Annotated in this window: 13 protein-coding genes; 10 read left to right on the top strand and 3 right to left on the bottom strand. The window is 61.5% G+C overall.

Annotated elements, in window-relative coordinates:
* Positions 1-10: 10 nt before the first annotated feature.
* Complete coding sequence (locus tag JS82_07125) at positions 11-733, bottom strand: phosphoesterase (GenBank protein ID QHK17891.1); 723 nt, start codon at positions 731-733, stop codon at positions 11-13.
* 376 nt (positions 734-1,109) lie between these two features.
* Here JS82_07125 and JS82_07120 point away from each other — a divergent pair, with 376 nt between their 5' ends.
* From JS82_07120 to JS82_07110, 3 genes are all read left to right on the top strand, one after another.
* Positions 1,110-1,880, top strand: a complete 771-nt coding sequence (locus JS82_07120) for an exonuclease (GenBank protein QHK17890.1) — start codon at positions 1,110-1,112, stop codon at positions 1,878-1,880.
* 10 nt (positions 1,881-1,890) lie between these two features.
* A complete protein-coding gene (locus JS82_07115; GenBank protein QHK18427.1) occupies positions 1,891-3,273 on the top strand; it encodes a single-stranded DNA exonuclease RecJ in 1,383 nt (460 codons plus the stop codon).
* 240 nt (positions 3,274-3,513) lie between these two features.
* Positions 3,514-3,678 (top strand): 4Fe-4S dicluster domain-containing protein, encoded by a 165-nt coding sequence (locus JS82_07110; protein QHK17889.1) that lies wholly within the window; start codon positions 3,514-3,516, stop codon positions 3,676-3,678.
* Positions 3,679-3,827: 149 nt separating this feature from the next.
* Here the strand turns inward: JS82_07110 and JS82_07105 are convergent, their stop codons facing one another.
* Both JS82_07105 and JS82_07100 read right to left on the bottom strand, forming a co-directional pair.
* Positions 3,828-5,570, bottom strand: a complete 1,743-nt coding sequence (locus JS82_07105) for an ATP-binding cassette domain-containing protein (protein QHK18426.1) — start codon at positions 5,568-5,570, stop codon at positions 3,828-3,830.
* Positions 5,571-5,572: 2 nt separating this feature from the next.
* On the bottom strand, positions 5,573-7,369 hold the full coding sequence (locus JS82_07100) for an ATP-binding cassette domain-containing protein (GenBank protein ID QHK17888.1): 1,797 nt from the start codon (positions 7,367-7,369) through the stop codon (positions 5,573-5,575).
* A 379-nt stretch (positions 7,370-7,748) separates the two neighbouring features.
* On the opposite strand from JS82_07100, the gene JS82_07095 reads away from it, so the two are divergent.
* The 7 genes from JS82_07095 to mcrG all read left to right on the top strand — a co-directional run bounded on the left by JS82_07095 (position 7,749) and on the right by mcrG (position 14,339).
* The gene (locus tag JS82_07095) at positions 7,749-8,909 is read left to right on the top strand and encodes an ABC transporter substrate-binding protein (GenBank protein ID QHK17887.1); all 1,161 of its coding nucleotides are present in this window, start codon (positions 7,749-7,751) and stop codon (positions 8,907-8,909) included.
* 4 nt (positions 8,910-8,913) lie between these two features.
* Complete coding sequence (locus tag JS82_07090) at positions 8,914-9,951, top strand: iron chelate uptake ABC transporter family permease subunit (protein QHK17886.1); 1,038 nt, start codon at positions 8,914-8,916, stop codon at positions 9,949-9,951.
* Complete coding sequence (locus JS82_07085; GenBank protein ID QHK17885.1) at positions 9,948-10,718, top strand: ATP-binding cassette domain-containing protein; 771 nt, start codon at positions 9,948-9,950, stop codon at positions 10,716-10,718. Before JS82_07090 ends, JS82_07085 begins: the two co-directional genes overlap by 4 nt.
* A gap of 74 nt (positions 10,719-10,792) precedes the next feature.
* A complete protein-coding gene (locus tag JS82_07080) occupies positions 10,793-11,503 on the top strand; it encodes a hypothetical protein (GenBank protein ID QHK17884.1) in 711 nt (236 codons plus the stop codon).
* A 279-nt stretch (positions 11,504-11,782) separates the two neighbouring features.
* Positions 11,783-13,117, top strand: a complete 1,335-nt coding sequence (mcrB, locus tag JS82_07075; GenBank protein QHK17883.1) for a coenzyme-B sulfoethylthiotransferase subunit beta — start codon at positions 11,783-11,785, stop codon at positions 13,115-13,117.
* 9 nt (positions 13,118-13,126) lie between these two features.
* Positions 13,127-13,561, top strand: a complete 435-nt coding sequence (gene mcrD, locus JS82_07070) for a methyl-coenzyme M reductase operon protein D (protein QHK17882.1) — start codon at positions 13,127-13,129, stop codon at positions 13,559-13,561.
* A gap of 1 nt (position 13,562) precedes the next feature.
* Positions 13,563-14,339 carry a coenzyme-B sulfoethylthiotransferase subunit gamma gene (gene mcrG / locus JS82_07065; protein ID QHK17881.1) on the top strand — a complete coding sequence of 259 codons (777 nt, stop codon included), beginning with the start codon at positions 13,563-13,565 and terminating at the stop codon, positions 14,337-14,339.
* Positions 14,340-14,341: the final 2 nt, after the last annotated feature.

Genomic DNA, 14,341 nt, shown 5'->3' with positions numbered 1-14,341 from the left:
CACTCACGGGTCATATGACGACGTCGGACAGGTCCCTGAGCGTCCCGAGGTCCATGAGCCCCATGTCAGTCACGCCGTAGATCTCCGCAGAGGCGAAGTCGGAGTCCCTGAGGGCGGGTGCCATGACGCACTCCTTGTCCAGGACCAGGTCGTTCCCGGACGAGAACGGGCTGAACGGGGGGAGCACGATCACGCCGTCCCTCCTGGCGTGGACGAAGCACTGGATCTTCATCCCGCCGCCGACGGCGCCGGGGATCCTGACGGACGGGTGCTCGTGGCCGATGATGACCGGCCTCACCCCCGAGTCCACGTGCCCGTGCTCCAGGCGGTAGCCCATGATGTCTATGTTGTCGACGGCCAGTATCCCCATGTCGCCGATGATGTTCTGGATGTAGTTGTCGTGGTTCCCCTTGATGACCACGGTCTCCGCGGCCTCGGCGAGCAGCCCTATGATCCTGCGCACCTCGCGCTTCTCCTCGAACCCGGCGCGCTTGAAGTCGTGCTTTATGTCCCCCAGCAGGACGACGCGCTCCGGCTCGTACCTGCACAGGATGTCGTTCAGGGCGTCGCGGATGGACTCCGTGTTGATCCTGGGTATGTACATGCCCTCCTGCTCGAGGGCGCGCTCGTAGCCGAGATGGAGGTCGCCCATGACGACGGTCGGCCCCTCCTCCAGGATGAGGCACCTGTCGCTGGTGATGCGTACTCCCGGCAGGATCTCCTTGTACCTCATGATGGCGGTGAAGAGCGAATCACAATAAGAAAGATGCTTCCCGGCCCCCTCATGGCAAGCGGAGGGGCCGGGCGCTCGTCTCAGTTCCCGGAGGCGACGGGCCTGTCCACAGGCTGTCCGCATGTGGGGCACATCGAGAACGGGTAGAGCGCAGGGATTTCATGTCCGCAGTAGGTGCATCTCATGAATCTTCAATCCCGGGCGGCGGTTAAAAGGGGTTCCCTGCTACCCGTTCGGGCATAAACAACCACGGAACGTTGTTGGATGGATGGTCCCCCGGAGGTCTGGCACTTCGGATAGGAACTACCTGTTTCCGAGTTGGTCACGGGAGGTTCTGGACAAGCTTATCACCGAGTAGAATCTACACCCCGTGTCCATGATAACCCACACATTCCAGATACTTCCGTCGGTCGGTTCCAAGAAGGAGAGGGCCATCTGGGAGGACGGCGTCCGCAGCTGGGACGATTTCCTGTCCTCCGAGACCGTGAAGGCCATGAGGCCGGATGCAAAGGAGCGGGGCGATGTCCTGCTGACCCAGGCCTCCGAGCTCCTGGACGACGGCGACGCCCGGTCGCTGGCCGACATGATGCCGAAGGGGGAGGTGTGGAGGATGTACCGCCACTTCAGGGACAGGGCGGCCTATCTGGACATCGAGACGGACGGACTCTCCAGGGACGCCCTGGTGACCGTCGTGACGGTCCACAGGCCCGGGGACACGGTGACCCTCACGGAGGGCATCGACCTGACACCCCAGGCGCTGACGGACGCCCTCGACGGGGCAGCCGTCCTCGTGACGTTCAACGGAAGCTGCTTCGACGTGCCCGTTCTCAGGAACAGCTTCCCCGAGGTCGACTGGGACATACCGCAGTTCGACCTGCGCTTCGCCTCCAGGAAGGTCGGGTACAGGGGAGGGCTCAAGCCCCTGGAGATCGAGCTGGGCATCACCCGCGCCGAGGAGATAGAGGGCGTGGACGGCGCCGAGGCCGTGCGCCTGTGGAAGTTCTGGGAGAAGCACGGCGACAACGGCGACAGGGACGCGCTGGACATCCTCACCGAGTACAACCGCGCGGACACCGTGAACCTCGAGCGGATCGCAGACATCATCTACGACAGGCTGGTGAGGGAGCATGCCGGCTACCGCTGGTGACCTCCGCAGGATGCAGAGGGACCTGGACGCCGCGGCGCGGACCCTGCGCGACGCCGGGACGGTGCTGATCGTGTCCCACATCGACGCGGACGGGATATCGGCCGGGGCCATAGCGGACATCACCGCGGAGAGGCTCGGCAAGGACCACACCGTGAGGTTCGAGAAGAAGATCTCCGAGGAGACTTTGGAGACGATCAACTCCAGCTCGGAGGACGTCGTCTGGATATGCGACCTGGGCAGCGGCTACCTGTCCGAGTTTTCCCGGGACGGGATTATCGTCACCGACCACCACGTCCCGGACCCGAGGTGGAGGAGGAAGCAGACCGTCCTGGACAGCTTCTCGGGAATAACCCATCTCAACCCCCACTCCTACGGAATGGACGGCTCCTACGAGATCTGCGGCGCGGGCATGACCTACCTGCTGTCCAAGGCCGTGGATCCGGCCAACGTCGACCTGGCATACCTCGCGGTCGTCGGGGCGGTCGGGGACTTCCAGGACTCCGGGCACTCGGCCCTGGTCAGCATGAACCGCACGGTCATGGCGGACGCCCAGGCCAACGGGGACCTGGTCGTGGACCAGGACCTGAGGTTCTTCGGCAGGGAGACCCGTGCCATCAACCAGTACCTCCAGTTCAGCAGCGACCCCCAGATCCCCGGACTGAGCGACAACGCGGCGGCCTGCCTCCAGTTCCTGGACAGGATGGGGATAAAGGGAAAGGAGGGCGGCAGGTGGAGGCACTGGGACGACCTCTCGCAGGAGGAGAGGGAGAGGGCCACCGAGGCCATCCTGGACATGATGCCGGAGGGCGACAGGGAGCGCGCCTTCGGGGAGATGTACAGGTTCCCCAACGAGCCAGAGGGCACGGGCCTGAGGGACGCTAAGGAGTTCGCCACCGTCCTGAACTCCTGCGGGCGCTACGACGACGCCGAGACGGGCCTGAGGATCTGCCGCGGCGACATGACGGCCCTCAAGGACGCCGAGAGGAACCGCGCCGAGCACAGGAAGCACATCTCGTCGGCGATGTCGTACATCCGCGACAACCACCTCCTGAGGGAGAGGAGGTTCATCCAGTGGTTCGACGCAGGGTCGGAGATCAAGGAGACCGTCGTCGGCATAGTCGCGGGGATGGTCCTCAGCTCTGGCGAGTGCTCCAGGAACATCCCAATAATAGCGTTCGCCGACTCGGACGACGGGGTCAAGGTGTCTGCGAGGGCGAACAGGAGCCTCGTGGACAAGGGGCTCGACCTGTCGCAGGTCATGAAGACCGCCTCGGGGCTGGTGGGGGGATACGGGGGCGGGCACACCGTCGCCGCCGGGGCCACGATACCTCCTGACAAGAAGGAGGAGTTCCTCGACATCGTGGAGGACCTCGTGTCCTCGCAGGTGGAGTGAGGTCTCCGCCGGCGGATGAGGACTCCCTAACTCTACTGAATTTAGGGTTGGTTAATCATATACGCCCCGATACAATTGCTGTTCAGCAGTTATGTGGAAGCATGGCCAGACGTTCCTGAAACGTATGAAATCGCAGTTAGGAGCGGCTAATAAAAAATCGGTATTTTCAGAGATTCCTAACTCATAATTAGGTAGATTTATATACTCTCCTCTGAAATCACTATTTCAGAGGTAGTCCAAATGACAACAATCAACGCTTCCGAGTGCGTCGCATGCGGTGCATGCGTCGATGTCTGCCCCGAGAACGCCATCACCTGCGAGGACGTCGCCGTGATCGACACCTCCAAGTGCAGCAACTGCGGAGCCTGCATCGACGAGTGCCCCTCCAGCTGCATCTCGGCATGAGACCGTCCGCGATGCGGGCGTCATGACCGCGCGGCACCCTTGAACCGCGTGGAAACCTCCTTGCAAAAAGTCTTCGTTCTATCACCGGCCCTCCGGGGCCGGACCTTGTGTGAAAAATGGAAGTTGGCGGGTCGCCCCGCCGTTTGGTCTCAGAGCGTCCAGCCCTCGGAGCTGCTCTGCAGGCGCACCATGTTCGAGAACGTCCCGCCCTCGGCCATGAGCTGGTCCGGGCTGCCGTCCTCCTCCACGGTGCCGTCCCTGAGCACGACGATCCTGTCCGCACCCTCGATCGTGCGCATCCTGTGCGCCACTATGAGGACGGTCTTGTCCCTGACAAGTTCCGAGATCGCCTGCTGGACCTGGGTCTCGCATTCCGTGTCCAGGGATGCCGTGGCCTCGTCAAGCAGGATGATCGGCGCGTCCTTGAGCAGGGCCCTGGCGATGGAGATCCTCTGTCTCTCCCCGCCGGAGAGTTTCGCCCCGTTCTCCCCGATGACGGTCATGTAGCCCTCGGGCATCCTCGACACGAAGTCGTCGCACTTTGCCGCCCTCGCGGCGACCATGACCTCCTCGTCGGTGGCTCCCCTCCTGCCGATGCGGATGTTGTCCATCACGGTGGTGTTGAACAGCGTCACGTCCTGGAACACGATGGAGTAGCAGGACAGGAGGGTCTCGGGGTCGATCCCGGAGATGTCGACGCCGCCGACGGTGATCCTCCCGCTGTCGAGGTCCCAGAACCTTGCCGCGAGCTTAGCAGCAGTCGTCTTGCCCTCTCCCGACGGCCCGATGATGGCCGTCACCTCGCCCTGTCTGGCGGTGAACGAGACGTCCCTGAGGACGTCCCTCTCCCCGTCGTAGGAGAACCGGACGTGGTCGAACACGATGTCGTATCCGTCCGGCCTGAACTCGGAGGAGCCGCCTTGGACGGGCTGGTCCGCGATCTCCTGGAGGCGCTCCATGTTGTACTCGGCGTTTATCATGGCGGCCAGGTTCTGGAGCGCGTTGTTCAGGGGGTCGTACAGTCTGGATATGACGATGAGGAAGGCGATGAACACGAAGATGTCGAGGCTTCCGGAGACCATCATGTAGCCTCCGGCGAGGGCGGTGGTGACGATGCCGAACTTCAGCACCAGCTGGGCGGACACCACGAAGATCGCCACCATGTACTCCGCCTTGAACTCAGCGCCCTCCACCCTGTCGAGCTTCCCAAACAGGCCGTCGAGGTACCTGCGGCCCGCATCGTTGACCCTGAGGTCCCTCGAGGTCTCCAGGAATTCCTGGACACCCTCGGTGGCCTCCAGGGTCCTGTCGAACTTGTACCTGTTGTACTTGTCCTGGAACCTCTTCGACAGGATCACGATGGCGAACGACACCGGTATGGGCCAGAGGGATGCCGCACCCATGACGGGGTCGAACGCCAGGATCATGATCCCGAGCATGGAGATGCAGATCATCGAACCGATGAGCTCGGGGAACCAGTGGGACATGGACTGCTCCTGCATCGTGCAGTCCCCCATGATCCTCACGGTCAGGTCGGTGGGGTCCTTCCTGCCGAAGTAGGACATGGGCAGCCTCCTCAGCTTCTCCGCCAGGGCGATGCGCTTCGCGGAGCTCTCCTTGTAGGTGTTGAAGTATGTCTCGTTGTACTCGAAAACGTATGTGACGGCGATCAGGGCCGCGGACACGACGATCATCGCGATGTACGCCCATGCGCCGAGGTCCAGGTCGTAGGGGTTGCCGGGGCCTCCCATGATGTCACAGACGAACATGAAGAGGACCATCACCGGGAACATCAGCGCCAGGTCCTTGAGTATGCAGGCGAGGGAGCTCCTGCAAAGGTATCTGTACCCGTCCTCGGACAGGGCGAACCTGCGCATCACGGAGACGCGCAGGCTCACTGTGCCACCCCCGCGACCCTCCAGGACAGGGACCTCTGGTAGTCGTCCCACATCCTCCGGTACTCCCCGTCCTCTTTCATCAGTTCGGCGTGCGTGCCGGTCTCCCTGATCCTGCCGCCGTCGACCACGCAGATGCAGTCAGCGTCGCGGACGGTGGTCAGGCGGTGCGCTATTATGAGCACCGTCCTGTTCTCGGCGAGCCTCTCGAACGCCTGCTGCACCAGGTGCTCGTTCTCCGGGTCGGCGAAGGCGGTCGCCTCGTCGAGGATGACGATCGGCGACCCCTTGAGGATGGCCCTCGCGATTGCGACCCTCTGCGTCTCCCCTCCGGAGAGGTACACGCCCCCCGGCCCGATCACGGTGTCCAGGCCGTCGGGCATCTTGGCGACGATGTCGTCGCACCTGGCCTCCCTGAGCGCGTCGGCGACCTGCTCGGGTGTCGCGTCCGGCCTCCCGAGGCGGACGTTGTCGAGCAGCGTTCCCTTGATCAGGGAGTTGCTCTGGAACACGTAAGACTCCAGCCTGGCGATGTTAGCCGACCCGATCTCCCTGAGGTCGACCCCGCCGATCGATATGCTGCCGCCCTGCGGGTCCCAGAACCTGCTGGCGAGGCTGGCCACGGTGCTCTTGCCGCTGCCGCTGGGGCCGACCAGAGCGGTGACGGTCCCCGGCCTCATGGTGAGGCACAGGGAGTCCACTACGGGTGCGGCCGTTCCCGGGTAGGAGAACGTCACGTTCTCGAACCTTACCGTCATGTCCTCGGGCATCCTGGGCTCGGAGGGCTCAGGCAGCTGCTCCATCGCCAGGAGCTCGTCGATCCTGTCCAGGCCGTCGTCGACCTTGTACCCGTCCTCGCTGGAGTACATGATCCTCATCATCAGGATCGCCACCAGCGGCGAGAATATGACGTAGAACAGGAAGTCGCTGAGGAATCCCGGGTCGGCGGCCTCTATGCCTCCGTTGATGGCCATGGCCGCGAGGATGAGGAACGCGAACGCCAGGTTGCAGAGGACGACGAAGGCGACCATCCTGCCCCTGCACCATCTCGCGTACTCTGAGGCGAATTTCCCGTACCTCATGATGGCGTCCTTGAACCTTTGGAACGTGTGTACGCTCTGCTGGAACGTCTTCACCACGGAGACGCCGCGGACGTACTCCACCGCCTCCCTGTTCATGTCGCCGAGCGCGGTCTGGTAGATGCCCATGAACTCGCTCAGCGCCTTGTTCCCCATCATGGTGTACATGACCGCCATCGAGGAGGCTATCGGGATGATGCATGCGATCCCCAGCCTCCAGTCGAAGAAGAACAGCATCACGATGATGGCGATGGGCAGCACCACGGAGCCGGCGAGGTCCGGGAGCTGGTGTGCCGCATAGGTGTGCGTGGCCTCGGCGCTGTCGACGATGGTCCTGCGCACCTTGCCGCTGCCGATCATGTCGAAGGCTCCGGGGGGAAGGCCCAGGACATGGTCGAGGGCCCTCTTCTTGATGTTCTTGGAAATGCGGAACGCCGCCTTGTGCGAGCACATTAGGGCGGCGATGTAGAACGCGATGGACAGCACCGTGAACGCGAGCGCCATCCACCCGTTGTGGACGATACCTGATGCGGATTCCAGGTCCGGGTACACGGCCAGCACCTCGTCCAGTATGCGCCATATGTAGTAGTACGGCACGACTGACAGTGCGGCGCTGACCGCAGACATCACCAGCGCGGCGTAGGTCAGCCATCTGTACGGGCCGGCGTAAGCCGCGAGGCGGTCCAGTCTGGATCCGCTCTTGCTAGATTTCTCCATGAGGGTGATTTAGTTATTCCTAAATTTAATTTTTCGGTACTCCTAAAATATTTATATCACGCCTAACCTAACTCGTTTCAGAGACCGATGCAAACCTATCGGAGGCTAATATGAACAAGAGGGAAATCATGGACGTCACCTTCATCGGTGCCGTCATCGTGATCCTGCTCGCCGCGTTCATCTACGTCAATGTGGCGGCATGAGGCGCCGGTTGCGGTAGGCATCAGAAACCCTTTCTAAACCCTTTAAACAGATTACTGGGACGGCATCGCGTTCCGGGCGGCCAAATAGTTTTTAGGAATACCTAATATTAAATACGAATCCATCGATGGTGTCGGTGTCGGAAGGTTCGGAGTGGCTCCTCTGAAGGAGGAATCACGTGAACAGCAAAGCAGTGGCCGCGATAGCAATCGTGGCAGTGGTCATCGTCGCGGCGGTCGCCGTATGGCAGCTTGCAGGTGATGACGGTGGAAGCGATGAGCCCAAGGGCGATTCGATAACGGTTACAGATAGTTCCGGCAGGACGATCGAGGTCTCCCTGCCGGTTGAGAGGGTTGCGATATGCGACCCGACGATCGTTGAGATCTTCGCGATGTCCGTCGGCGAGGGGTGGGAGGACTACGTCTGCCTTCTGCCGGAGGACATCAAGACCAGGGAGCCCGCGAAATGGGATCTTCTGTTGGAGAGCTATCCGGAGCTCGCCGACGTCCCCATGTGCGGGGACGTCTTCAGCACCGGAGCGATCCCGGCGCAGCTCATCTACGAGACCGAGGCCGACCTGGTCCTCCTCGCGGGGGCGACGGTCAACTACATGCCAGGCATGGAGGAGCAGATAGAGGCGCTCGGCGACGGAATCTCCGTCGTGTACCTGGAGTTCTACGACAAGTCGTTCACGGACGGCATCGCCGAGAGCAACTACGGCATCCTCGGGGATATAATGGGCACCTCCGAGACCGCGGACAAGGTCGTGGACTTCTACAACGAGAAGCTCGACTATGTCATGGGCGCCATCGCCGGTGAATCCAGGGAGTTCTCGTACTACGTGGAGCTTCCCGGTTCAGACCAGTCCGTCTACGGGAACGTCGTCGCCATGGGATGTCCCGAGTTCAACGTCCTGGGAGGGAACAACATCTGCGACAGCGCGGCAGGCGTGGACACGGACTGGAACCTGGAGAAGATGCTGGAGCCGGACGGCGACGGCCCAGACTACATAGTGCTCGTCTGCACGCCGTACTACGGGGGATTGTCTACGCTCGGTTACGGGGCGTCGCCAACCGACGGGGAGCTGGCGGACGCCGTCTCGGGGTACCTCGACCGTCCCGGCTGGAGCGACCTGGGTGCGGTGAAGGACGGGAACGTCCTGCTCTGCTACGGGGAGCTTAGGAACAGCGTCTTCGGCCTGGTGGACCTGTACAGCGTCGCTATGATGATCTACCCCGACCTGGTCACCCAGGAGGACCTGGACGGCGTAATCGCCGGTCTGGACGAGCTCTCGCCCTTCGGCTTCGAGGGCACCTGGTCCTATCTCGTCGGAGCATGAGACGATGGGGGCCTCGGTCGGGCAGTCGATATACAGGGGAATGGTCCGCCGCAGGAAGGCCATAGTTCTGGCCATGGTAGCGGCGGCCGTCGTCCTCTTCATTGTGAACACAACGTTCTTCATGAGATGGAGCCCGTCTGAGGCCCTCCAAACGCTTTTCGACCCCGGTTCGGCGACCACCGGTCTGAGGAACACGGTGTGGAGCTACCGCGTGCCGGAGAGCTGCTTCGCGCTTCTCACGGGTGTCGCCCTGGGCATGGCCGGGGCGGAGATGCAGACCATCCTGAACAACCCCCTGGCGGAGCCGTACACCCTGGGAATATCGATGTCGGCGGCCTTCGGTGCGTCCCTGGTGATAGGGTTCGGCTGGGGTTCCGAGATCCTCGGCGGGTACGCCACGATAGTGTGCGCCTTCGTGTGCGCTATGGCCGCGTGCATGATGATATACGGCGTCGCGATGAGGCGGTCCTCCAGCAGGACCACGATCGTGCTCACGGGTGTGGCCCTGCTGTTCCTGTTCCAGGCGCTGGTGAACGCGGTGCAGGTGCTGGCGGGAAGCGACGCATCCGCATCGATCTCGTTCTGGATGTTCGGCAGCGTCTCTAGGTACGTCAACATGGACTACGTCCTCGTCATGCTGCTGGTGGTCCTCCTGGTCGGCGCCCTCTTCGCGTCGAACCTCTGGAAGCTCTCCGCGCTCAAGCTGGGCGACGCCAAGGTCTACAGTCTCGGCATAGACGTGTCCAAGCTGAGGAGGAACATGATCCTGGGGATCTCGGTCCTCACGGCGACCGCCGTGAGCTTCACGGGGACGATAGGGTTCGTCGGTCTCGTCGGACCCCACGTGGCCAGGATACTGGTGGGGGACGACCAGAGGTTCCTCCTGCCGATGTCCGCCCTATGCGGGGCGGTCTTCCTGCTCGCCGCAGCTGTGATAATCAAGGGTGCGGGGATCTCGATGCCGATAGGGGTCATCACATCCCTGGTGGGCGTGCCGTTCTTCCTGTACCTGATACTGTCGAAGAGGAGGGCGCCGGTATGACCCTGGAGATAGAGGGGCTGGGATTCTCCTACGGCGACCGCAGGGTGCTGGACGGTCTGGACCTGGAGATGGGGAAGGGGGTCACGGCGATTCTGGGCCCGAACGGTGCCGGCAAGTCGACCCTGGTCAAGTGCGTCGCCGGGGTGCACAGGCCGGACAGCGGGACGATCAGGTTCGACGGGCAAGACCTGCTCTCCGGCAGGAGGGACGGGCCTAGCCTGGCATATCTGTCACAGGAGCTCCCGCGCACCGTCGGGGCGACGGTGCTGGAGGTGATGCTGCTGGGACGTGTCAGGACCCTCTCCATCTCGGTCACGGAGGAGGACATCGAGAAGTGCTACGGGGCACTCGAGCTGCTGCACCTGGAGGATCTGGCGCCGAGGGACCTCGGGGAGCTCAGCGGAGGGCAGTGCCAGATGGTCATGGTAGCCCAGTGCCTGGTGGCCGACCCGGAGCTGATGCTGCTCGACGAGCCTATGAACAACCTGGACCTGCGCAGGGAGCTGGAGATGTTCGAAACCGTCTGCGGGATCACCCGCGAGCGCGGCCTCACGATCGTGGCGGTTCTCCACGATATCAACTTCGCCGCCCGCTACGCGGACAGCATAGCCGTCATAAGGGACGGGGAGGTGTACGACCACGGCGCTCCCCGGGACGTCCTGACCCAAGAGATGATCCGCGACGTCTACGGGGTGGAGGCAGAGGTGAAGGTCGTCAGCTCGGGCAACGTCCGCGTGGACCCCATCCGTCCCATGGCCCGCTGGTGATGCTGGGTCTAACGCCATTAAACTTCTTACCTTCTTTAGAACCAATATATAGATGGGACCTGAATCCATCATCCATGTCGGAAATTCTCCAGAAGAACAGAGAGTACGCTGAGGCCATGAAGACCATCATGAAGCTCAGGGGCGAGCCGGTCGCCGTCAAACTCGTCCGCAGGGGCGAGGCGTGGCCCGAGGGATACACCGAGCCCGAGGCCCAGATGAGCCACTGCCAGGCCATCTTCAAGGCCAGGGAGGGCGCCTCCTTCAAGCTCCCCCTGAAGGCCGAGAACTGCATGGTCGGATGCTCCGCCCTCAACATGACCGCCACCCCCGAGAAGGTCGCCAGCGGGGAGTTCCACGCGGGCATCGGCATGCACGACTCCCCCGCAGCCGCCGGCAAGATGATCGGAGACCGCATGGTCCCCCCGTTCGAGAGCGAGGGAGAGGTCGTCTGCCCCCTCAAGGACGCGGACTTCGTGCCGGACGTCGTCACCATAGAGGACATCCCCGAGAGGGTCTACTGGATCGTGCCCCTCGCCACCGCAAGGGAGGGCGGAAGGGTCCAGTTCTCCACTTCCCCGTTCCAGTGCGCCTGCGAGGACATCGTCGCCGTCCCGATATGCACCGGGAAGCCCAACATCTCCCTCGGATGCTTCGGATGCAGGAAGAAGACACCGATGGCCGCAGACGAGATGGCCGCCGGCATCCCCTACGACATGATCCCCGACTTCGTCGAGCACCTCAGGAAGTACGAGACTGGTGTGATGACCAAGGCCAAGCGCGACTGAGTCCAGTAACACTCACAAACATATTGGTATCACTTACAGCACCATCGCAGTGTCTTTGTTATGCGATGGTGCTGGCTCATCCCCACTTTTAAATAATATAACTAAAAGCGGAGCACCGGAATCCGGTAACACGCGGGTCCGCCGGAGACCCGATTTATAACGTTTTTCTTCAATTTGACACCGTTTTTCCCATTGTTTTATATTCAGAAAGCAGGTTATACCGACTGCAAGGGGATGCCCGGTCCGAAAGGGCCGGCAAAATGAACAAGGAGGTATGAAATGCCAAAATACGAGGACGTAGTTGACTTGTATGACGACTGCGGCAAACGCATCGCTAAAGACGTTCCGCTCGAAGCCATCAGTCCGCTGCGCAACAACGCGATCAAGAAGATCGTGTCCCTGACAAAGAGGACCGTCGCCGTCAACCTGGCCGGCATCGAGAAAGCCCTCAAGACCGGCTCCATGACCGGAGGCGGAGTTGTCATCAAGGGAAAGGAGATCGACATCCCTCTCGTCGAGAACGCGGACAAGATCGCCGAGATCGTCAAGAACGCAGTTCAGGTCTACGACGGAGACGACACTGTCGTCAAAGTGAAATCTGGCGGAAAGAACCTGGTCGTCATCGTCCCCGAGGACAGGATGAACGCCGGTGTCGAGTACACAACCGGATTCACCGTCACCGCCGCCGCGACCACCGAGGCCATCATCGACACCTTCGACGTTCCGATGTACAAAGCCAACATGGTCAAAGCCGCCGTTTGGGGAAGGTACCCCCAGACCATCACATTCCAGGGCGCCAACGTCAAATCCATCCTCGAGGTCCCCCAGAACAACGAGGGAGCCGGATTCGCCCTGAGGAACATCATGGCCAACCACGTTGTCTCTCTTGTCAACAGGAACGCCATGCAGGGAACCGCCCTCTCCGCCATCTTCGAGCAGTGCGGATCCTACGAGATGGGAGACACCATCGGCAACTTCGAGAGGGGCGCTCTGCTCTCTCTCGCCTACGAGGGACTCAACGCCAACAACATGGTCTACTCCCTCGTCAAAAAGAACGGAAAGACCGGAACCGTCGGAACCGTTATCGAGTCTCTGATGGGAAGGGCCATCGACGACGGAGTCATCCGCGTGAAAGAGACCCTGCCCAGCGGATACAAGGTCTACACCACCGACGACCTTCCGAAATGGAACGCCTACGCCGCCGCCGGAATGGTTGCCGCCGTTATGGTCAACGTCGGAGCCGCCAGGGCTGCCCAGGGTGTTCCCAGTACCATCCTGTACTACAACGATCTTCTCGAGCACGAGTCCGGACTTCCCGGTGTCGACTACGGAAGGGCCGAGGGTGTCGGAGTTGGAATGTCCTTCTTCTCCCACTCCATCTACGGTGGAGGCGGACCCGGTCTGTTCCACGGAAACCACGTCGTTACCAGGCACGCCAAGGGCGTCGTGATTCCCGCCATCACCGCAGGAAACTGCCTGGACGGCGGAACCCAGACCTTCTCCGCTGAGGCTACATCCGGTCTCTTCAAAGAGGTCTTCGGAGACATCGAAGAGTTCAGCAAGCCCATGCAGTACGTCGCTGCCGAGGCCAAGAAGGTGAAGAAGAAACTGTGAGGCATGAGTATGACGAGTAAATCCGCTCCCGCAGCCGACTACGCCGGGGTACCGCTCCCGGAGGTCCAGATCCTCACGAACCGCCTGCTCAGCGCGGAGACGACCGAGAAGGTGCTCAACGCACTGGACATCATCCCGAACATCAGGCAGATCAACATGACCGGCGAGAGCCTTCCCAAGACGATCAACAGCGGACCTGGCAAGGGCCTTCCCAACAATCACTCAGAGCGCAAGGTGATCCACGTTGGAGGTCAGGAGGTCGAGCTCCGCTACCTGGTCGGAGGGTTCTACATTGAGCTGGATGTCGAGGACGAGGAGACTCTGGACAAGAGGCTGGAGGAGATCAAAGAGGCGTGCAACGCGACCATAGAGCACGGTTACACGCTTCAGGTTGGAAGGTACTCGAAATACAAGCCCACGCTTCATGATTACAGGAGTGAATAAAATGGCAGCTTACAAGAGGCAGTTCTATCCGGGAACCACTACACCTGCTAAAAACAGGCGCAGATACATGGACCCGAAAGTCAAACTGAAGAAACTTCGCGACGTCGCCATGGATGACGTCGTCAGGATCATGGGACACAGGAACCCTGGAGAGGACTACAAGTCCATCCACCCCCCAATCGAGGAGGGAAAGGAGCCCGACTGCCCCATCAGGAAACTCGTCGTCCCCATCGAGGGAGCCAAGCACGGAGACCGTGTCAGGTACATCCAGTTCACCGACTCCGTCTACTTCGCCCCCATCTCGCCCTACCAGAGGGCTTGGATGTACCTCTCCAGGTACAGGGGAGTCGACACCGGAACTCTCTCCGGAAGGCAGATCATCGAGGTCCGTGAGAGGGACCTTGAGGTCATGGCCAAAGAGATGATCGACAACGAGACCTTCGACCCCGCCCTCACCGGAATCAGGGGAGCAACCGTTCACGGACACGCCTGCCGTCTCGACGAGCACGGACTGATGTTCGACGGCTGGCAGAGGTACGTTTGGGACGACCAGAAGAAAGAGGTCGTCTATGTGAAAGACCAGGTCGCCATCCCCCTCGACAGGAGGATCTCCGTCGGCAAGCCCGCCGCAATGTCCGACCTGAAGAAGAGGACCACCATTTTCAGAGCCGATGGTGTCGACATGAGGGACGACAAAGAGGTCACCATGTACGGACTCAGGATCCACAAGCTGAGGACCCTGGGCGGATACCAGCCCTGGAAGGTTAAGGGAGAGTGATT

The sequence above is a fragment of the Methanomassiliicoccaceae archaeon DOK genome, assembly GCA_009911715.1.
Classification (GTDB): domain Archaea; phylum Thermoplasmatota; class Thermoplasmata; order Methanomassiliicoccales; family Methanomethylophilaceae; genus Methanoprimaticola.
This window is presented reverse-complemented; position numbering and strand designations above follow the sequence as displayed.

Coding starts and splice junctions, on each gene's coding strand:
- JS82_07120 (QHK17890.1), top strand. CDS start 1,110: ATGATAACCCACACATTCCAGATACTTCCGTCGGTCGGTTCCAAGAAG.
- mcrG (QHK17881.1), top strand. CDS start 13,563: ATGGCAGCTTACAAGAGGCAGTTCTATCCGGGAACCACTACACCTGCT.
- mcrB (QHK17883.1), top strand. CDS start 11,783: ATGCCAAAATACGAGGACGTAGTTGACTTGTATGACGACTGCGGCAAA.
- JS82_07115 (QHK18427.1), top strand. CDS start 1,891: ATGCAGAGGGACCTGGACGCCGCGGCGCGGACCCTGCGCGACGCCGGG.
- mcrD (QHK17882.1), top strand. CDS start 13,127: ATGACGAGTAAATCCGCTCCCGCAGCCGACTACGCCGGGGTACCGCTC.
- JS82_07100 (QHK17888.1), bottom strand. CDS start 7,369: ATGGAGAAATCTAGCAAGAGCGGATCCAGACTGGACCGCCTCGCGGCT.
- JS82_07090 (QHK17886.1), top strand. CDS start 8,914: ATGGGGGCCTCGGTCGGGCAGTCGATATACAGGGGAATGGTCCGCCGC.
- JS82_07125 (QHK17891.1), bottom strand. CDS start 733: ATGAGGTACAAGGAGATCCTGCCGGGAGTACGCATCACCAGCGACAGG.
- JS82_07085 (QHK17885.1), top strand. CDS start 9,948: ATGACCCTGGAGATAGAGGGGCTGGGATTCTCCTACGGCGACCGCAGG.
- JS82_07110 (QHK17889.1), top strand. CDS start 3,514: ATGACAACAATCAACGCTTCCGAGTGCGTCGCATGCGGTGCATGCGTC.
- JS82_07080 (QHK17884.1), top strand. CDS start 10,793: ATGTCGGAAATTCTCCAGAAGAACAGAGAGTACGCTGAGGCCATGAAG.